The sequence below is a fragment of the Hymenobacter taeanensis genome (genome assembly GCF_013137895.1).
GTDB classification, from domain to species: Bacteria; Bacteroidota; Bacteroidia; order Cytophagales; family Hymenobacteraceae; genus Hymenobacter; species Hymenobacter taeanensis.
In genome coordinates this window covers 1,125,058-1,142,601 of sequence record NZ_CP053538.1, presented here as the reverse complement: position 1 = coordinate 1,142,601, position 17,544 = coordinate 1,125,058, and the positions used below count along the sequence as shown (strand labels likewise).

Genomic DNA, 17,544 nt, shown 5'->3' with positions numbered 1-17,544 from the left:
TGTTAGAAGTGAAGAGGGAGAGTGACGCCAGACATTCTTCTGAGCAAAGCGAAGAATGACATGCGTGTACTTGGCTGCATATCACCCCGTCATCTTCTTGCTTAATGTCCTCCTTACCTGCTCACTTCACTCTCCCTGCGGGAAAAGCAACTCGTGGAACTCACGCTTGGTAGCGGGGTAGCGGTTAAAGGTGCCCAAGCCACGGGCAACTACTAGGTTGTTGCGGGCGGGGCACGTGATAGTGGCGCTGCAGACCACCAGCGTTTTGCCGCTGTGCTCTACTTGGCCGTGCGCCACTAGGTGGTCGTGCAGGTGCACCGGGTAGAGGTAGTTGATCTTGAACTCCACCGTTGAAACCAGTTCACCAGCCGTGAAAGCCAACGATAGGGCCGCCGCGCCCAGCGCAGAGTCCATGAGCCCGGCTAACACACCGCCGTGGCAGGTACCGGGAGAGGAGAGGTGCTCTGGGCCCACCGTCATGGTGTACTGTACCTCGCCGGCGGTTTTCAGCAGCAGCTCCATGCCATTGGTGCGGCCGTAGGTATTAATGCGGTTATATACGGCTATGAGGGTAGCCACGTCAGGAAATTGCTCCATAAGAAAGGGGAGAGGGCGGGAGAATAAGGCGGAAAAGTTAACTTTCTTTGAAGAAACCTACTCCGCTATGGCCCCTTCATCACTCACCTTCGCTGAGTTTTATCCGCGCTACCTGCGCGACCATCAGCAGCGCGGTACGCGTGTACTACACTTCATCGGTACCACGCTGTTTTTAGCGCTAACCGGCCTAGCTGTTTTCCGGCAGCAGCCCTGGCTTGTACTGGCAGGCGTGGTGGCCGCTTACGGCTTTGCCTGGGTAGGCCACTTCTTTGTAGAGCATAACCGCCCTGCCACCTTTCAGCACCCCTGGCTTTCCCTGCTCGGCGACTTCCGGCTGTACGTTGATCTGCTTCGGGGGCGGGAAAAGTTTTAACCTGGGGCTAGGCCACTACTACTTTCCGCATCAGAAAGTGCGGTACGGTGCCAAACAGCGTGTGCGAGGGAGCTACTACGGTGTAGCCCAGTCGCTCATAAAACGGTACGGCTTGCTCCCGTGCGTGCAGCACTATCTCTGTAAGTCCCTGCTGGCGGGCGGCGGCTTCCAGATGCTCCAGCACCTGCCGGCCCACGCCTTGCCCCTGGGTTTGCGCCTGCACGGCCATAAAACGTACTTGCCCCTGCTGTGGGCCGCTGGGGTGCAGCCGGCCCACCCCCAGGGCTTGCCCATCGGGGGCGAGTAGCAACGCGTGGGTAGTGGTGGGGGCAGCATCATCTTCGGCCCGCTCAGAGCCTGCTGGCTGGCCCCAGGGCTGCCGGAGCACAGAATAGCGCAGATGATAGTACGCCTCCCATTCGGCGGGAGTGCGGGGCGAGATGATACTAGCCATAAATAGCGGAATCAGAAGGAAGAGTGGCCGCGGCAAGATAGGCGAAGACTGCCTGACTCCCCTTGCTGGCCTAGCGCAACCTAAAAGCCCGGTGTAGCTACTTTGCCCAGGTGCTGGCAGGCCAGAATAACTGCTATACCAATCCTGCTAACTTTCTACCTTTGGCCCTCCCGCCCAAACTGGCCTAGCGGTTTGGCGTATTCACCCCTGAACGTTACTTTCTTTTCTCATGGCCTCCTTTGATATCGTCAGCAAGGTAGATCCGCAAACTCTCGAAAACGCGGTAAACACAGCAAAAAAAGAACTCCAGACCCGCTATGATCTTCGCGACACCAAGGGCGGCATTGATCTGGATAAAAAAGCCAACACCATTCTGCTCAGCTCCGAAAACTCCATGCGCGTGAAGGCGCTGGAAGATATTCTGCTGGGCCGCGTGGTAAAGCAGGGCATTGATGGTACGGCCCTTGATTTCTCTGCCGATGAGCAGCCTAGTGGCAACCTCGTGAAAAAGACCATTAAAGTGCGCGCCGGAGTTGATAAGGAGGCTGGCCGCAAAATCGTGAAGGCCATTAAGGACGCCAAGCTGAAGGTAGAAGCCCAGATGCAGGATGACCAGGTGCGGGTATCGGCCAAGAAAATTGATGACCTGCAGGCTGTTATTGCCCTGTTGCGCCGCACTGATATTGGCCAGCCCCTGCAATTCGTGAACATGAAGTCGTAGTTGTTAATAAGTGATGAGGTAATAGAGTGAGGATGTGATGCGGTAGGTTGCTTCTGTTTACTTCCCCTTTCACTTCCTTACCCCATTCACCCCATCACCTCTTCACTCCCTTTCTTCATCACTCCCTGATGGAATTCGACCTCTCCGTTTTCTCTAACCCCCAGACCTGGGTCAGCTTGCTTACGCTGACCTTCATGGAAATAGTGCTGGGCATTGATAATATCATCTTTATCTCAATTGTAGTGAACCGGCTGCCTCGCACCCAGCAGCAGCGCGGCCGCACTATTGGGCTGTTGCTGGCGCTGCTGTGCCGCATTGGGCTGCTGCTAAGCATCACCTGGATTGTGGGCCTCAAAACGCCACTGTTTCACCTGAATCTGCCATGGCTGGAAGAACCCTTCGGCGTGGCCGGCCGCGACCTGATTCTGCTGGCCGGTGGCTTGTTCCTGATTGGCAAGAGCACCACCGAAATTCACACCAAACTCCAGGGCGAGGAGGATGAAACCGGTGCGGCAGGTGGCACGGCCACTATGGGCTCCATCATCATGCAGATCATCGTCATTGATATTGTGTTCAGTTTCGACTCCATCCTGACGGCTGTAGGCCTCGTAGATAACGTGCTGATTATGATTCTGGCCGTGGTATTGTCAATGGGCGTTATGCTGGCCTTCTCCGGCGTAGTTGCCGACTTCGTGAACCGCAACCCCACCATCAAAATGCTGGCCTTATCCTTCCTGATTATGATTGGGGTAATGCTGGTGATGGAGGCCTTCCACAAGGAAATCGAAAAAGGCTATATCTACTTCGCCATGTTCTTCTCGCTGGTGGTGGAAATTCTGAACATGCGCCTGCGTAAGAAAACCGTACCCGTGCACCTGCATGAGTCGAAGTATGACTAGGTGCCTGTAACTACCAGGTAACAAGCAGCCCGCTACAGATAATATGTAGCGGGCTGCTTGTTTATTAGGCCCTCTGCTGGCTGTTTGGGCCTTCTGGCTATGTGACCAACATGATATACAGCACAATAGGCAGCAGAAAGGCGCAGGCCACGGCGCAGTTTATGCTGCGCATAGCCGGTGCGCGCCAGAGGCCAAGCCCCGCCAGCAAAGCCAGCAGCAGCGGCAGAAAAATGAAGTTGTCGTAGATGGTAACGCCGCCTGCATCCATCAGCAGCTCAGGGTGGCCTACCGGAGCTGCCCGCCGAAATACGCCAAACAGCATGGTACGGTCAACCATCAGGTGCGTGCCCTCAGGCCATGAGTCCGTGTCGGAGCGAAAATAGGCGTGAGTGGTCTGGATGTTGGAGTGGGTACCCATGTTGTACCCCCGGGCATAAAGCGACACCGATTCGACGTTTTCTACTACTTCGTTCGGTAAGTGCTCTACCCATAAAAAGTCCAGCACCATAAGTGCCACCAGCAGCAGCGCCACCCGGCAAACCCAGTGGGCATACGGGGCATACTGCCCGTAGCGCTCCTCAGTGGTTGGGGCCCGGCGGGGTGCCGGCGGGCGGCCCCGCCGGCGCAGGGCGGGGTCGCGGTGAAGTGGCCTGGGCGGCTCCGGTGGCTGGCGCTGGGTCTGGAGCAGCGCATCATAAGCCCGCCGACGAATGGGGTTGCTCAGAATGTCGTAGGCCTCATTTACGATCAGATACCGCTGATGGGCTGCCGGGTCCGGGGTTCTATCGGGGTGGGTGAGTAATACTAGGCGGCGGTAAGCCCGGCGCAGGTCTTCTGCCGAGGCCTGCTCACTCACTTCCAGCAGGGTATACAGCGTGCTCATGACATGGGCAGCAGGGCAGCCACGGCCGCTGTTTGGTCATGGGCCCGGCGCACGGCTAGCTCCAGCAGGCGCCGGTTGAGTTCTGAGCGGTGGGTCCGGTAGAAGTGTAGTTCCGTGGTGGTGAACATGGCCACTACCAGGCCTATGAGGGTGTAGCGCAGTTTGGTGTTGCGCCCCAACAGCTCGGTTAGCAGCCGCTGCTGCTCGCCCACTGAAGCCGACCGGAACGGAATGTGGTGGTCGTGCAGAAAGTCGGCTATTATCGCCAGTAGAGGCTCATTCTGCAGCTTAAGTATTGGTCGCAGCGTGCGGTGCAGGAAATCGGCTACGTCTGCCACCGGCTCGGCAGGTAGCTCCGCAACAATAGCAGGGCGGAGGGCAAGCAGCGCTGCATCGGCAGCGCTAACTATGGCAGAGGGCAGTGCAGGCATTAATTCAAATATAACCACCAAAGAATGGCAAGATGCGGGAGTAAGTACCTATTTCTTTTAGTCGTTTGAAAGCTGATCTATAAGCTACAGACAACGGGGGTAGCTGTACGAAGGATATTTGTCTGGGTAGAATGAAGGCCAGCTTTTCAGGGCTGATAACAGCGTTGAAGATGCGCTGGTTAAAAGGAATGTGTGCAGCGTGTAGGCAACAACCCTACTGTCTGCCCGGCTGCCTTAGTGAATTGCAACAGCACAACTAAACGAAATGCAAGAAGTAACAGGAATATAGAACTAGCCTTGCGAACCCAACAATAAAAATACGATGGCATTATAAAAATGATAAGCTTGGTACAGAGTTGATCAATATGGCTATTCTTATGCGTGGGATTGGGTTGGTTAGCCTTGCTAATGGGTTGTATAAGGTGGCATGGATCATAATATATTTTTTATATGTATGGTTGAAAGTGTCTGTAAGGCAGTGAGCAACGTTCGTTTTATGGAAAAGAAAAATTGGGTTTCCTTGTGATAATGCATGCTGGTAATGATCCGTTTTTTTAGACCTCGCTATATAAATAAATGGACAAAATGCAGGTCTCAAGGTTGATGGATGTTGTTGAGCGCGGCGGGCTACAGAAAGAGTTAAGCGGAAGCGGAAGATAATTAGGCTTGAAAGGCTTAATTTTAGAGGGACATCTAACTTCACTCCTTTTACTATCGATGAAAAAACTACTATCTCTAGCTCTGTTAGCTTGTGGGGCAGTAATGCCTGCTATGGCGCAGACTTTTGTGCGTGACCCCCGGCCAGCTCCCGAGACGATATGCCCAGCTCGGCCTGAAAATATGTTTACTACGGTAACTGCCCCAGCAGCCTATCTAGAAGCTCAGCGTACCGGCCGCAAAGGCACGGCAGCCTCGCGCATTGAAGTAACCTACACGGGCTTCACTCCCGAAGCACAGGCTGCCTTCCAGTATGCGGTTGATATCTGGCAGTCATTATTGAACTCCCCAGTTCCTATTCGAGTGCAGGCCACCTGGACGCCCTTGGCCGCCGGCGTACTAGGCTCAGCGGGAACCACTGCGCTTTACACCCGGATAGATGGCGCTACTCGCAACGATGTGCTTTATCCAGTGGCCCTGGCAGAGAAGCTGGCGGGCCAGGAGCTCAACGGGGCGGCAGCGCCCGATATTAACGCTCGTTTCAGCAGCACATTCAACTGGTACCTCGGTACCGATGGTAAGCCAGGTGCCGGCCAGTATGATCTGGTGTCGGTGGTACTACACGAGCTAGGCCACGGCCTGGGCTTCCAGGCTGGTACAACTTTCTCTACCACCAACAACCAGGGCGCCTACTCCGAGCCGCCCATTAACTTCGCCACCTTTATTGAAAACGAGGCCGGTCAGTTAATCACTGATACGCGTGTGTTTACTAACCCCTCACCTGCGCTTGGGGCCCAGTACACCAGCAACGCGCTGTATTTCGATAGCCCGCTAGCCAGAGCCGCTAACAATACAACCAGCGCCGATAAGCGCCCTAAGTTGTATGCGCCTACTACTTTCTCCAGTGGTTCCAGCATTTCCCACCTGGATGAAGCAACGTACGCCGCCGGCAACGAAAACTCCCTGATGTCGCCGCAGTTTGGAGCTGCAGAAGCAATTCACAGCCCAGGCCCCATAACGTTGGCAATCTTCAACGAGATTGGCTGGTTCAACACGGCTATCCGGCATACGCCGCTGAAAGACACCGAAACAAATCAGGATTTTGTGGTAAATGCCACCGTACAGAGCGATGGCACCGTAGCTCCGGGGACCGTAAAGCTGATGTACAACATCGATAACGGCGCCACTACTACGGTGGTCATGACCGCCACGGGTACCGCAAACCAGTATCGGGCTACTATTCCCAGCCCCGGCCTCAATAAAACTGTCCGTTACTACATTACCGCCGCCGACGTTGAAACGGGCCGCACGTACGCATCACCGGCTGCCTCCCGCCGCGGGGTAATCAATCAATACCAGTTCTTTGTGGGCGTTGATGCGTTGCCGCCAGTAGTACAGCACAACCCCTCTACCTTTATTTTCACCACGCAGCTGCCGTATCAGATTATGGTGAAAGCCAAAGACAACGTGGGAATTGGTAGTGTAGTGCTGGAATACAACGTGAACGGCACTGCTCGCCCCAACATTACCCTTACTCGCCAGAACGACACCACCTACGTTGGCTCTATCTCAACGGCAGCTGGTGCAATTGTGGCCGGCGACTTTATCAATTATCGCGTAGTGGCCACCGACGTAGCCGCCACCCCTAACCGCACTGCCAACCCCAGCACTGGTTTTTACGCGGTGCGTGTAGTATCTATCAAGCCCGCCCAGCAAACGTACGTTAACGCTCTGGACAGCAACGTGCCCCTCGATTTTGTGGGCGACGGTTTCACCATTGCCCAACCCGTTGGCTTTACCAACCCCGCCATTCACTCCGACCATCCCTACAAGGATGGTAGCGGAGTCAATTCAGAGAGCAATATCATCTACCAGCTGCTTGTACCCATTATTGTGAAGCCCAATGCAGCAGAGGCCGTAGTAAAGTTTGATGAAATTGTGCTGACTGAGCCCAACACTGCCGGCAGCACCTTCGGCAGCTCGGGCTTCTTTGACTACGTAATAGTGGAGGGCAGCAAGGATAATGGTACCATCTGGACGCCCCTGGCGCCTGGGTATACCAGCACTGCCAATGCCGCCTGGCTGACGCGCTGGAACAGCGCCATTGATGCCAGTGGTAACTCCGCTGCCACCGGCACCCCAGATCTGTTTGCTCCCCGCACTCTAAACCTGAGCCCCACCTTTGCGGCTGGTGATGTTGTGCGCCTGCGCTTCCGCCTGTTCTCCGATCAGCTCTCGCACGGCTGGGGCTGGGCCATTGATAACTTGGCCATCCAGAATGTAGTAACCGGCGTGAAGGAAGAAGTGAAGGCCGCCGGCCTGACGGTTTACCCAAACCCCAGCACGGGCCGCTTTACAGTATCGGCTAGCTTCGCTCAGCCAGTGAAAGGCCTGCAGGTAGTGGTTCGTAACATGCTAGGCCAGGAGGTAATGCGCCAAGACGTGCCAAACGGCATTCGTCAGGTGGCAGTACCCGTAGACCTGAGCAACTTCTCGGCTGGTCTCTACCAGGTTAGCCTTGGTTCGGGCAGCGAGATGGTATCGCGCAAAGTGTTGGTGCAGAAATAGTCTTTCCGTAGCAACGCCTAGTACAAAGAAGGCGCTTCCCACGGGAGGCGCCTTCTTTGCGTTTAAAGAGTTTAGGCCCTGGCCTACGAGGCCCACCCCAGCTTACTAATGAAGTCCCAAAGCACCACGCCGGCAGCAATGCTGACGTTGAGGGAATGCTTGGTGCCAAACTGCGGAATTTCTACCGCGGCATCACAGAGAGCCAGCACCTCATCATCTACCCCAAACACCTCGTTGCCCAGCACCAGCGCGTAGGCCTGCCCGGGAGTGGGCTGAAAGGAGGGCAGGGGTATGCTACCGGTGGTCTGCTCCACAGCCACGACCATATAGCCGGCAGCCTTAAGCTGCTGCACCACCTCAACGGTAGTGGCAGCGTATTCCCAACTAACCGACTCGGTAGAGCCCAGCGCGGTTTTAGTGATTTCGCGCTGGGGTGGCCTACCGGTAATGCCACACAGCCAGATTTTTTCCAACGCAAACGCATCGGCCGTACGGAATGCTGCCCCCACATTGTGCAGGCTCCGTACGTTGTCGAGGACCAGGGAGAGGGGGAATTTTTGCGTATTTTTGAAGTCTGCCACCGTCAGCCGGTTCAGCTCTTCCATGGAGAGTTTGCGCATACTGCAAAAGTAGGAACGTCAGGCCGAGCAGCTGATGTTGGCAAAGACAAAACGCATAACGTCATGCTTCGGCTCCGCTCAGCCATGACAGATAAAAGTACTCCCTGATCCTGCTCGCTGGCTCTGTGCTGGCGTTACTTACTTGCTAGTGAAAGCTAAAGTCGCCGATCCTACCAAAAAGCCCATCCGCACGCACGGCTCCCTCGGGCCGGCTCCCGTGATTGATACGCCCTTGATGAAGCAGTATTACCAGCTGAAACAAGAGCACCCCGGCGCCGTGCTGCTGTTTCGGGTGGGCGACTTCTACGAAACCTTCGGGGAAGATGCCGTTACGGCTTCCCGTATTCTGGATATTACCCTAACCAAGCGCGGGGCCGGCACCTCTTCCGAAACTCCGCTGGCCGGCTTCCCTCACCACGCCCTCGACAACTACCTGCCCAAACTGGTGCGGGCGGGCCAGCGCGTAGCCATCTGCGACCAGCTTGAAGACCCCAAAATGGCTAAGGGGCTAGTGAAGCGCGGGATTACGGAGCTCGTAACGCCCGGCGTTAGCCTTCACGACAATGTGCTGGAGCGCAAGAGCAACAACTACCTCTGCGCCGTGCATTTTGGGAAGCAGGAGGCCGGTATCAGCTTCCTCGATATCAGCACTGGCGAGTTTCTGGTAGCCCAGGGTACCATTGATTACTTAGGCAAGTTGCTGCAGAACTTCGGCCCCGCAGAAGTGCTGTTCTGCAAGCGTAGCCGCCGGGAATTTGAGGAGAACTTCGGTCCTGATTTCTGCCACTTTGCTCTCGATGAGTGGGTATTTGGCTACGACTACTGCCACGACACGCTCACTCGCCACTTCAACACCACTTCGCTTAAAGGCTTCGGTATTGATGGCTTGCGCGAAGGCATTACGGCCGCCGGCTGCATCCTGCATTACCTCGCCGAAACCAAGCACACCGACGTAGGCCACATCGGCAGCATTGGCCGCTTAGAGGAGGACAAGTACGTGTGGCTCGACCGATTTACGGTGCGCAACCTGGAGCTAGTACTGCCCCAGCATCCCGGCGGTGTGCCCCTCATCGACATCCTCGACCAGACCGTGACGCCCATGGGCGCGCGCCTGCTACGCAAGTGGGTGGTGCTGCCCCTCAAGGAGCCCGCTCAAATTCAGCGCCGCCTCGATACGGTGGAGGCCCTGCTCCAGAACCCGGAGCTATTGGAAAACCTGTTGCAACACCTGCGCCAGATCAACGACCTGGAGCGCCTGATTTCCAAAGTAGCGGTGCGCCGCATCAACCCGCGCGAGCTGCTGCAGCTTTCCCGCGCCCTGGAAGCTATTGCCCCCATGCGTGAGCAGTTGGCCGCTTCCGGCATCCGGGCCCTGCAAAAACTAGCCGATCAGCTTAACCCCTGTACTGGCCTACGCGAGGAAATTCAGGCCAAGATTAAAGTTGATGCCCCCATTCTGACCAACCAGGGCGGCGTGCTGAACGATGGCGTAGATGCGGAGCTGGATCAGCTCCGCGCAATGGCCTTCTCGGGCAAGGACTACCTATTTCAGATGCAGCAGCGGGCCATTCAGGAAACCGGCATTGGCTCCCTGAAGGTGGCCTACAATAAGGTGTTCGGGTACTACCTCGAAGTAACCAACGCCCACAAAGACAAAGTACCGAGCACCTGGATCAGAAAGCAGACGCTGGTAAATGCCGAGCGCTACATTACGGAGGAACTCAAGACCTACGAGGAAAAGATCCTGCACGCCGAGGATCAGCTGTTCGTCATTGAGCAGCGCATTTATACTGATCTGGTGCTGTCGGCGGCTGAGTACGTCTCCCAGATTCAGCAGAACGCCCGCGCCATTGGAGTCACCGACTGCTTGGCCAGTTTTGCCGCCACTGCTCGCCAGTACCGCTACGTGAAGCCGCGCGTGGATGACAGCACCGTGCTCGACATTAAGGCCGGCCGTCATCCCGTGATTGAGCGCCAGCTACCCCCCGGGGAGGCCTACATCCCGAATGATATTCGGCTGGATCAGGAAGACCAGCAGATTGTGGTCATTACGGGGCCTAATATGGCGGGTAAATCGGCGTTGTTGCGCCAAACGGCCCTTATTGTGCTGCTGGCCCAGATAGGCTCGTTCGTGCCCGCTGATGCGGCTACCATCGGCGTCATCGACAAGATTTTCACCCGCGTAGGTGCCTCCGATAACCTGAGTAAGGGCGAGAGCACCTTTATGGTGGAAATGACCGAAACGGCCAGCATCCTCAACAATCTCTCCGACCGCAGCCTCGTGCTGATGGACGAAATCGGGCGGGGCACGAGCACCTACGATGGCATCAGTATTGCCTGGGCCATTGTGGAGCACCTGCACAACTCCCCCAAAGCACGCGCCAAAACGCTGTTCGCCACGCACTACCACGAGCTCAACCAACTCGCCGATGACTGCTCGCGGGTGCGCAACTACAACGTGGCTGTGAAAGAGGCCGATGGCCGCATCTTATTCCTACGCAAGCTGCAGGAGGGCGGCTCAGAGCATAGTTTCGGTATTCACGTGGCCCGCATGGCGGGTATGCCTACTTCCGTGGTACTCCGCGCCAATGAAATCATGCACCACCTGGAGCAGGAGCGGACCAGCGCCGGGGTAGAAGACGGCCCCACCGAATTCGACGAGGTATTGGCGGGGTTGGATGAAAAGCCCGGTGCCGGCAAAGTCGTTGCTTTAAACGGCTCAGTGAATGCGGAAGCTGTACAGACTCGCAGCACACCTAAAGCCCAGCCCACTGCCGCCGTTCATACTGCGCCGCGGCCCAGCTTGCAGCTCAGCATGTTCGAGCCCGGCGACCCCGCCCTAGAGCGCGTGCGTGAACTGCTGGAGAAACTGGATGTAAATACGCTTACCCCCATTGAGGCGCTGCTCAAACTCAACGAGCTAAAGTTGGCAGCTGGCGGGAAATAGTCAAGTGGCCTGGCTCGGCTTACCAGTTAGGCTTGAGCTAGGCCACCCATTACTCTTTGCAGCAAGGTGAAATGTGGTAGGCTCGCTAAAATTTTCTCCCTGAAAATCAGCCGAAAACAGCTTGTATAGTAAAAAAGTAAAGGTTTTTTTGGGACTACCTCTTGACAACAAGGATTCCTGTAGTACCTTTGTCACATCAAAACGCCACTACGGCGCCAAGATCAAAAGCGAGAGTAGCTCAGTTGGTAGAGCGCGACCTTGCCAAGGTCGAGGTCGCGAGTTCGAACCTCGTCTCCCGCTCCAAACAAAAAGGCCCTGCTATTTAGCAGGGCCTTTTTGTTTATTTGCTAGTTGACAATATGTCAGTATGAAACCACCCATTTCAGACAAACAGTTTCGGGCTTTTGTAGCAGAGTGCTTATCTATAGCGCAAGTGATTAAACGGTTAGGGCTGATACCAGCTGGCGGCAACTACAAAACGGTGAAGGCAAGAATTGAGGCGCTGGCAATTGATACAACCCACTTCACAGGCAGTGGTTGGAACGTAGGCGAGCGGTATCAAAAGTTTGGCAAACCCTTCTCATGGGATAATATTCTGATTGAAAATTCTAGCTATACCTCCTCGTACCGGCTTCGTAACCGTTTAGTGATTGAAGGCCTAAAAGAAAGAATGTGTGAGGGTTGCCGTAATAAATTTTGGCTAGGAAAGCCTATTCCGTTAGAGCTGCACCACAAAAATGGAATAAATAACGACCATAGAATTGAGAATTTACAGTTATTGTGCCCAAATTGCCATGCCCAAACGGCAAACTACCGGGGCAAAAATCAGGCAAGAGCCGGAGTGGTGGAATAGGTAGACACGCGGCACTTAAAATGCCGTTTCCGTAAGGAAGTACGGGTTCGATTCCCGTCTCTGGTACAAAAAGGCCCTATTGCGTATGCAACAGGGCCTTTTTCTTGAGTAAGAGGCTAGTAATAGTAGTTGCTTACTGCGTAAAGTAAGCAACTCCTGAGCGCGGCGACCAGCTAGAGGCGCGGTTGCGGCGGGCTGGTCTGGGCTGGCGCCGAGGAAGTGGGATAGGTAGAGAAGCGAGCTTCATTCTTTTGGGCAGCACGCGAGCTAAGTTGTTAAGCTGGGGCCGCTCAGGGCCACCAATGGCATTCTCTGCGAACATTGCCGGGTGTCCGTTGCGGTCATATACCCAGCCTTGGTACACCCAACCTAAATAGCGGCCGTTCAGCGAGTATACCAGCTCCTCATCGAACCAGGCTACTACATTGCCTTCCGCGTCATATAAGGCGCGGCAGGCTTCATCAGCATATACAACTTGTTTTCCGGCGGTGTTATAAAGTGGAATCATAATGGGTAATAAGGTTATAGGGAACAGGTAGTATATCAACGCAGTATCTTATAATGCCGGATTCTCAGAGGCGCCACTTTTTTAGTGGTAAGCGCCTAAATTGTAGTGAATTGAACTGCAAGAGGGATATATGATGAGCATTAAACTTGCTCTGTAAATAGCAGAGCCACGTAGTAAAGCGTGCGTTGCGCGGGTGCGGCCGGAGCGGCGTGGCCACAGGAGACTAGAGCTGAATAGTAGTCGTTAACTGAAGTGCACTACTAGCACAAAGTGGCCTAGCCGAAGCCTGAGACGCAGCCTTTCTGGACTATTGGCTAGTTGGCGCCGTCTGATTTGCTACCTTTATTTTCTCGCGTATTTCGCGTTTCGTAATGTCCCTCGCTTTTGTTTCTGACGCCCCAATGCCGGAGGTACCTGATTATCAGTTAAAGATTAAACAAGTATTTGCTGAGGTCGGCAAAGTGGTTGTAGGCCAGCAGTACATGGTTGGGCGCCTGCTGATTGGCTTGTTTACCGGGGGGCATATCCTCCTGGAAGGAGTGCCGGGCCTGGCCAAAACGCTCACCATTAGTACCCTCTCGAAGGTGCTGCACCTGCACTTTCAGCGGGTGCAGTTCACGCCTGACCTGTTGCCTTCCGACTTGGTGGGCACCATGATTTACAACCAGAACCAATCAGAATTTGAAGTTAAAAAGGGGCCGATATTCGCCAATCTGGTGCTGGCTGATGAGGTAAACCGCTCCCCGGCCAAGGTGCAAAGTGCCTTGCTCGAAGCCATGCAGGAGAAGCAGGTAACCATCGGCGAGACTACCTACCTGCTTGATTTGCCCTTTCTGGTACTGGCTACGCAAAACCCCGTGGAGCAAGAGGGCACTTACCCGCTCCCTGAGGCCCAGGTCGACCGTTTTATGATGAAGGTATTTGTGGATTACCTCAAGAAAACGGACGAGCTGGAAGTAATGCGCCGAATGGCTAACATGAGCTTTGAAAGCGATGTTAACCCTATCCTGACCAAAGAGGATATATTCGGTATTCGCCAGCAGATCAATCAGGTGCAGATCTCAGAAACTCTTGAGAAATACATTATCGAGCTGGTGTTTGCCACCCGCAAGCCAGCGGAGTATGACCTGGTGGAGTTTCAGCAGTACGTGCAGTTTGGAGTGAGCCCGCGCGCTAGTATTGCTCTGCACCGAGCCGCTAAAGCCGTAGCTTACTTAGATGAGCGCGACTACGTGCTGCCTGAGGATATTAAGGAAGTAGCCACTGATGTGCTCAACCACCGCATTCTGCTTACTTATGAAGCCGAAGCCGATGGCATCCGGACGCAGGACTTGATAGAAGCCATTCTGCGCAAAGTGCCCATTAGCTAAATGCGCAAACAGCTCCAACCAAGTAGCCTTATACTAGGCCACTTGGTTGGAGCGCGCCTATTGCTCTCGGTTACTGTGTTATTCCAAAATTGCTTTCATTGACGAAACTCACCAAAACGCTGCGTGGCTTGGCTAGCTTGGTGCGAAACCCCTGGCTCTTGAACCACGTGCTGGCCACTGATGACGCAATGTGGCAACAGCGCAGCTTGGCGCATACTGTGCGGTGGCAGACAGGAGAACACGGCCTGCCGGTAGCTGCATTGGCGCCCTTGCTGCCTGCCGCTGGTGAAACTGTGCAGCCCTTTGCCTTCCGGGAGGGGGGCTCCTTGCCTACTGATTTGGCGCTGCTGCGTGCCCTGGCCCGCGCGATACCCGGCTGCCGTTATTTTGAGATTGGCACCTGGCGTGGCGAAAGCGCCGCCAACGTGGCTGAAGTAGCCGCATCGGTGCACACGCTGAACCTTTCGGCGGCTGAGCTTCGGGCTTTGGGTTTATCGGAGCGCTACATCAACCTGCACGGTTTCTTCTCCCGGCCGTTACCAAATGTGACGCATCTGACGGGGGATTCAGCCACGTTTCCCATGCACGAGCTAGGCCACTTCGACCTGCTGTTCATAGACGGAGACCATCGCTACGAGGCCGTGCGGACGGATACGCGCCGCGTATTTGAGCATCTGGTGGGCCCGGCTACCACAGTAGTATGGCACGACGCTAGCCGGCAGCCGGGGCAGCCGCGCTGGGAAGTGCTGGCCGGGATTCTGGATGGTATTCCTGCTGCAGCCCCTGGGCATTTAATGCAGGTAGAAAATACGCTGTGCGCCATCTATACGCCTAGCCCACTACCCACCGACTTGCCTGAGCCTCTGGCCGACCCCATGCCGGCCTTCCGTGTAACTGTGCAAGTGCTACCCTAAATACTCTTTGCCCGCATCAGGTGCCAAACACGCGCTACATCAGCAGCCTGAGGCAGAAAGGAAGTTGGCTTGGTACCGGTAGCTCGCCAGAATTTCCAGAGTAGGAAGCCTGTTGAAGCACTGTACGATAAGGTAGAGGCTAAGGCAGCTCCCCTGATGCCTAGTTGTGGGATAAGCAAGGCGCAAGCAACTACCGTGAACCCTAGGCCTATTATAGCGGCCGTATTATTGGTGCGGTACTGGGCCAGCCCCGCGAAGTAGCTACTAACGAGCATCTGCAGTGCCATAATAACCACACCGGGCGCCAGTAGAAGCATAACCTCGTGTGCCGGCCCGAATTCTTTGCCAAAGAGGCTAGACAGCAGAGCGGTAGGTAACATGAGCATAAGTAATACGCTGGCTGCCGTACCCCCAATAGTATACCGGGCTACTCGTAATGCGGCTGCCGGCAACGATCTGGCAGGTGAGTTAACTAATTCAACGTACTGAATAAGCGCAGTGCTCCTCGGAATCAGCCAGATAGCCTCCATCAGCGCCGTGCCCACCGACAATACCCCCACGGCCTTGGTATCGGCGTAGTAGGCCACAAAATAATAGCAAAGCCGGTAGTTAGCGAAAGCCAGGATGTTCGACAGGTGGGCCCCGCGGCTATGCCGCGCCAGTTCGCGGGTAGTGGCGCGGAGGCGCCGGCTTAAGCGCAAACGAGGATCAGGCAGGGACAACAGCGCGCCGAAGCTGAGCAGCAGCGGCAAGCCGTAGGCCAGGTAGCTGGCATAGTAGTAAGAACTAACTGCCCGCCACGGTCCGGCACCACTAAAAGCTACCAGCAAACCGCCCGCCAGCAGCGCTACCTGCATCACCACTAATAGATGGTAGGTCTGCTCCCGGCGGCGGCCGAGTAGTAACGACGTATTAATGGAGAAGAGGGCCTGTAGTACGCTCAACGCCCCCAGGTGCAGTAGGTACGTGGCACCAGGCTGGCGCAACAGGCCTATTATGCCAGTGCCTAGCGCGCAAACCGCTAGGGCCCAAACGTACGCCGGCAGTACCAAATGCCACAAGTTGCGGCGCGGAGCCAAATAGATCAGGGAGGAGCCACCCAGCAACCCAATAAACAAGAGTAAGGCAGCGCAGTCGGTTACAAATAAGCTCACCGCTCCACGTCCTGCCGCCCCCAGGTACCTGGCCGTCAGCCACACAATGCTAAAGCTCAGCAGCGCGCTAAGTAAGCGAGTAGTGAAATTGTGCAGAATACGACGAACCATAGGTTGGGCAAAATAGACTGCTAAGATGCAGTGCTTCTCCCAAATCCGCTGGTGGGTGCACCAAGTATTTCGCGGTACAGGTCAGCGAACTGACCGCCTACTTTATGATAGCTACACCGGGCCGCCGCATCGGCCGTTAGCCTCTCCGCATCAAACGTAATGGCTCCGCTTACCACCGCAGACAGGGCTTGCGTAAGCCCAGCCATATCATCGGGAGAAACCAGCAAGCCGAAGCTATTCACTGGCTCAAAGAGTTCTGGTACTCCCCCTGTGGCAGGGCCTACTACAGGGCAACCCGCGGCCCGCGCTTCCAGCAGAACGCAGCCAAAGGTTTCAGCCCGACTAAAGGAAACCAGAGCAGTGGCCTGCTGCATTTCCTGTGCTACCTCGGGCTGTGAAAGCTTGCCCAGGAATACAACTGCGCCGCAGCTAAGCAAGCCTAGCTCCTGAGCTACATGACGTAAAGATGCCTCATCGGGCCCATAACCCGCAATGCGTAGGTGCACATGCGGGAATTGCTGGCGCATGCCCGCTACTACCCGCAGTATGCCCGAAATATTTTTAACCGCATCATGGAAGGAGGAAACGATCAATAGTTGGCCTGGAACTCGCGGGATGGAGGCAGGCATGAATAGGGTAGTATCAACCACATTGGCAATGACAGCCTGCCGAGAGCTAACGAAGCCTAAACGGTTCATAGCTTTCTGTAAAGCACCGGATACTGTGTGCAAGGCGGCGGCCTGCCGTATCACTGCTTTCGTCAAACTCTTGCGTAGCCAAGTTATAAGGTGGGCCCGCTCCGGCAAATAAAGCGTCCAGTGTTCAGTAACGATGTACGGAATTTTACGAGTGAGCCGAAGCCACCACGCAAACAGTCCTGTACGGAGCAGCACATGCACGTGCACTAGTTGCGGTGGTCCCCCCCAGTGCTGTACAATTTGTCTGTATCCCTGGCCTAGGCACCAAAAATAGAGCGCTAGCTTCAGTAGCTTATCAAATGGTGCTAGGCCAGTAATCTGGGCGCGGTAGTAGTAACGTAGAGTGGGGGTAGCGCTGGTCCAGTCAATTTCTGAAGTAGTTAGGCCAGCTAGTGGCTCTCGCGCAACAGCCGCAAACAGCACCGCACCCGTAACGTGGGGCGCAACAGCAGCTACCTGCCGGGCCACAAAGTCACCATCCTGGTTGTCGTAGCGGTGAGGATACCACTTAGGCAGGTGTAGCACGCGCGGCTTCATGAGGCACGCAAGCTAGGAATTTCTGCTGGCAGAAGCTGAGCCACTACCTCGTGGTTACACACTAAAACGCCTGCCCCGAAAAACTGAAGCAGGCGCTACTCACAAGTAATCCGTCGGGTAGAATAGTAAAGGTAATTAGGCTCGGCGGTGGCTTGTGCTATTGCCAGGCAGACCGCAATTATGACTAGTATAAACCTATGCCCCCACCATTACATTAATATTGTGGCAGCATTATGTCTGTGTTATTGA

Annotated in this window: 16 protein-coding genes and 2 tRNA genes; 10 read left to right on the top strand and 8 right to left on the bottom strand. The window is 55.3% G+C overall.

Features of this window, described 5'->3' with window-relative positions; all coding sequences use genetic code 11:
* Positions 1–126 precede the first annotated feature (126 nt).
* The gene (locus HMJ29_RS04875; protein ID WP_171590415.1) at positions 127–597 is read right to left on the bottom strand and encodes a PaaI family thioesterase; all 471 of its coding nucleotides are present in this window, start codon (positions 595–597) and stop codon (positions 127–129) included.
* A gap of 67 nt (positions 598–664) precedes the next feature.
* On the opposite strand from HMJ29_RS04875, the gene HMJ29_RS04870 reads away from it, so the two are divergent.
* Complete coding sequence (locus HMJ29_RS04870) at positions 665–970, top strand: Mpo1-like protein (RefSeq protein ID WP_171590414.1); 306 nt, start codon at positions 665–667, stop codon at positions 968–970.
* A 7-nt stretch (positions 971–977) separates the two neighbouring features.
* Here HMJ29_RS04870 and HMJ29_RS04865 read toward each other — a convergent pair whose 3' ends face one another.
* Complete coding sequence (locus HMJ29_RS04865) at positions 978–1,424, bottom strand: GNAT family N-acetyltransferase (protein WP_171590413.1); 447 nt, start codon at positions 1,422–1,424, stop codon at positions 978–980.
* A 229-nt stretch (positions 1,425–1,653) separates the two neighbouring features.
* On the opposite strand from HMJ29_RS04865, the gene HMJ29_RS04860 reads away from it, so the two are divergent.
* Together HMJ29_RS04860 and HMJ29_RS04855 are read left to right on the top strand one after the other, a co-directional pair.
* Positions 1,654–2,145 carry a YajQ family cyclic di-GMP-binding protein gene (locus HMJ29_RS04860; protein WP_135529903.1) on the top strand — a complete coding sequence of 164 codons (492 nt, stop codon included), beginning with the start codon at positions 1,654–1,656 and terminating at the stop codon, positions 2,143–2,145.
* Between the two features lie 128 nt (positions 2,146–2,273).
* Positions 2,274–3,044: a TerC family protein gene (locus HMJ29_RS04855; RefSeq protein WP_171590412.1), complete on the top strand. Its 771-nt coding sequence runs from the start codon at positions 2,274–2,276 to the stop codon at positions 3,042–3,044.
* 97 nt (positions 3,045–3,141) lie between these two features.
* Here the strand turns inward: HMJ29_RS04855 and HMJ29_RS04850 are convergent, their stop codons facing one another.
* Positions 3,142–3,927, bottom strand: a complete 786-nt coding sequence (locus HMJ29_RS04850) for a J domain-containing protein (protein ID WP_171590411.1) — start codon at positions 3,925–3,927, stop codon at positions 3,142–3,144.
* Positions 3,924–4,358, bottom strand: a complete 435-nt coding sequence (locus tag HMJ29_RS04845; protein WP_171590410.1) for a hypothetical protein — start codon at positions 4,356–4,358, stop codon at positions 3,924–3,926. The genes HMJ29_RS04850 and HMJ29_RS04845 overlap by 4 nt, the downstream gene beginning before the upstream one ends.
* 771 nt (positions 4,359–5,129) lie before the next feature.
* On the opposite strand from HMJ29_RS04845, the gene HMJ29_RS04840 reads away from it, so the two are divergent.
* Positions 5,130–7,583 (top strand): T9SS type A sorting domain-containing protein, encoded by a 2,454-nt coding sequence (locus HMJ29_RS04840; protein WP_171590409.1) that lies wholly within the window; start codon positions 5,130–5,132, stop codon positions 7,581–7,583.
* An 83-nt stretch (positions 7,584–7,666) separates the two neighbouring features.
* Here HMJ29_RS04840 and HMJ29_RS04835 read toward each other — a convergent pair whose 3' ends face one another.
* Entirely contained in the window at positions 7,667–8,203 is a 537-nt protein-coding gene (locus HMJ29_RS04835) for an RNA methyltransferase (RefSeq protein ID WP_171590408.1), read from the bottom strand.
* A 235-nt stretch (positions 8,204–8,438) separates the two neighbouring features.
* On the opposite strand from HMJ29_RS04835, the gene mutS reads away from it, so the two are divergent.
* The 4 genes from mutS (at position 8,439) to HMJ29_RS04815 (ending at position 12,069) form a co-directional block, all read left to right on the top strand.
* Positions 8,439–11,150: a DNA mismatch repair protein MutS gene (gene mutS / locus HMJ29_RS04830; RefSeq protein WP_171593258.1), complete on the top strand. Its 2,712-nt coding sequence runs from the start codon at positions 8,439–8,441 to the stop codon at positions 11,148–11,150.
* A 227-nt stretch (positions 11,151–11,377) separates the two neighbouring features.
* Positions 11,378–11,453: transfer RNA gene (locus HMJ29_RS04825), tRNA-Gly, on the top strand.
* Positions 11,454–11,517: 64 nt separating this feature from the next.
* Entirely contained in the window at positions 11,518–12,003 is a 486-nt protein-coding gene (locus tag HMJ29_RS04820; RefSeq protein WP_171590407.1) for an HNH endonuclease signature motif containing protein, read from the top strand.
* A tRNA-Leu gene (locus HMJ29_RS04815) sits at positions 11,986–12,069 on the top strand. Before HMJ29_RS04820 ends, HMJ29_RS04815 begins: the two co-directional genes overlap by 18 nt.
* Before the next feature lie 67 nt (positions 12,070–12,136).
* On the opposite strand, the gene HMJ29_RS04810 is transcribed toward HMJ29_RS04815, so the two are convergent.
* The gene (locus HMJ29_RS04810) at positions 12,137–12,511 is read right to left on the bottom strand and encodes a 4-fold beta flower protein (protein ID WP_171590406.1); all 375 of its coding nucleotides are present in this window, start codon (positions 12,509–12,511) and stop codon (positions 12,137–12,139) included.
* 371 nt (positions 12,512–12,882) lie between these two features.
* Between HMJ29_RS04810 and HMJ29_RS04805 the strand changes: the two genes are divergently transcribed.
* Complete coding sequence (locus HMJ29_RS04805; protein WP_244678783.1) at positions 12,883–13,881, top strand: AAA family ATPase; 999 nt, start codon at positions 12,883–12,885, stop codon at positions 13,879–13,881.
* Between the two features lie 98 nt (positions 13,882–13,979).
* Positions 13,980–14,795, top strand: a complete 816-nt coding sequence (locus HMJ29_RS04800; protein ID WP_171590405.1) for a class I SAM-dependent methyltransferase — start codon at positions 13,980–13,982, stop codon at positions 14,793–14,795.
* Here HMJ29_RS04800 and HMJ29_RS04795 read toward each other — a convergent pair.
* Complete coding sequence (locus HMJ29_RS04795) at positions 14,792–16,060, bottom strand: lipopolysaccharide biosynthesis protein (RefSeq protein ID WP_171590404.1); 1,269 nt, start codon at positions 16,058–16,060, stop codon at positions 14,792–14,794. The genes HMJ29_RS04800 and HMJ29_RS04795 overlap by 4 nt on opposite strands.
* Before the next feature lie 20 nt (positions 16,061–16,080).
* A complete protein-coding gene (locus HMJ29_RS04790) occupies positions 16,081–17,295 on the bottom strand; it encodes a glycosyltransferase (RefSeq protein WP_171590403.1) in 1,215 nt (404 codons plus the stop codon).
* Positions 17,296–17,544: the final 249 nt, after the last annotated feature.

Excerpts from the sequence above, each read along its gene's own strand:
- HMJ29_RS04875 (WP_171590415.1), bottom strand. The coding sequence starts at position 597 with ATGGAGCAATTTCCTGACGTGGCTACCCTCATAGCCGTATATAACCGC.
- HMJ29_RS04870 (WP_171590414.1), top strand. The coding sequence starts at position 665 with ATGGCCCCTTCATCACTCACCTTCGCTGAGTTTTATCCGCGCTACCTG.
- HMJ29_RS04865 (WP_171590413.1), bottom strand. The coding sequence starts at position 1,424 with ATGGCTAGTATCATCTCGCCCCGCACTCCCGCCGAATGGGAGGCGTAC.
- HMJ29_RS04860 (WP_135529903.1), top strand. The coding sequence starts at position 1,654 with ATGGCCTCCTTTGATATCGTCAGCAAGGTAGATCCGCAAACTCTCGAA.
- HMJ29_RS04855 (WP_171590412.1), top strand. The coding sequence starts at position 2,274 with ATGGAATTCGACCTCTCCGTTTTCTCTAACCCCCAGACCTGGGTCAGC.
- HMJ29_RS04850 (WP_171590411.1), bottom strand. The coding sequence starts at position 3,927 with ATGAGCACGCTGTATACCCTGCTGGAAGTGAGTGAGCAGGCCTCGGCA.
- HMJ29_RS04845 (WP_171590410.1), bottom strand. The coding sequence starts at position 4,358 with ATGCCTGCACTGCCCTCTGCCATAGTTAGCGCTGCCGATGCAGCGCTG.
- HMJ29_RS04840 (WP_171590409.1), top strand. The coding sequence starts at position 5,130 with ATGGCGCAGACTTTTGTGCGTGACCCCCGGCCAGCTCCCGAGACGATA.
- HMJ29_RS04835 (WP_171590408.1), bottom strand. The coding sequence starts at position 8,203 with ATGCGCAAACTCTCCATGGAAGAGCTGAACCGGCTGACGGTGGCAGAC.
- mutS (WP_171593258.1), top strand. The coding sequence starts at position 8,439 with ATGAAGCAGTATTACCAGCTGAAACAAGAGCACCCCGGCGCCGTGCTG.
- HMJ29_RS04820 (WP_171590407.1), top strand. The coding sequence starts at position 11,518 with ATGAAACCACCCATTTCAGACAAACAGTTTCGGGCTTTTGTAGCAGAG.
- HMJ29_RS04810 (WP_171590406.1), bottom strand. The coding sequence starts at position 12,511 with ATGATTCCACTTTATAACACCGCCGGAAAACAAGTTGTATATGCTGAT.
- HMJ29_RS04805 (WP_244678783.1), top strand. The coding sequence starts at position 12,883 with ATGTCCCTCGCTTTTGTTTCTGACGCCCCAATGCCGGAGGTACCTGAT.
- HMJ29_RS04795 (WP_171590404.1), bottom strand. The coding sequence starts at position 16,060 with ATGGTTCGTCGTATTCTGCACAATTTCACTACTCGCTTACTTAGCGCG.
- HMJ29_RS04790 (WP_171590403.1), bottom strand. The coding sequence starts at position 17,295 with ATGAAGCCGCGCGTGCTACACCTGCCTAAGTGGTATCCTCACCGCTAC.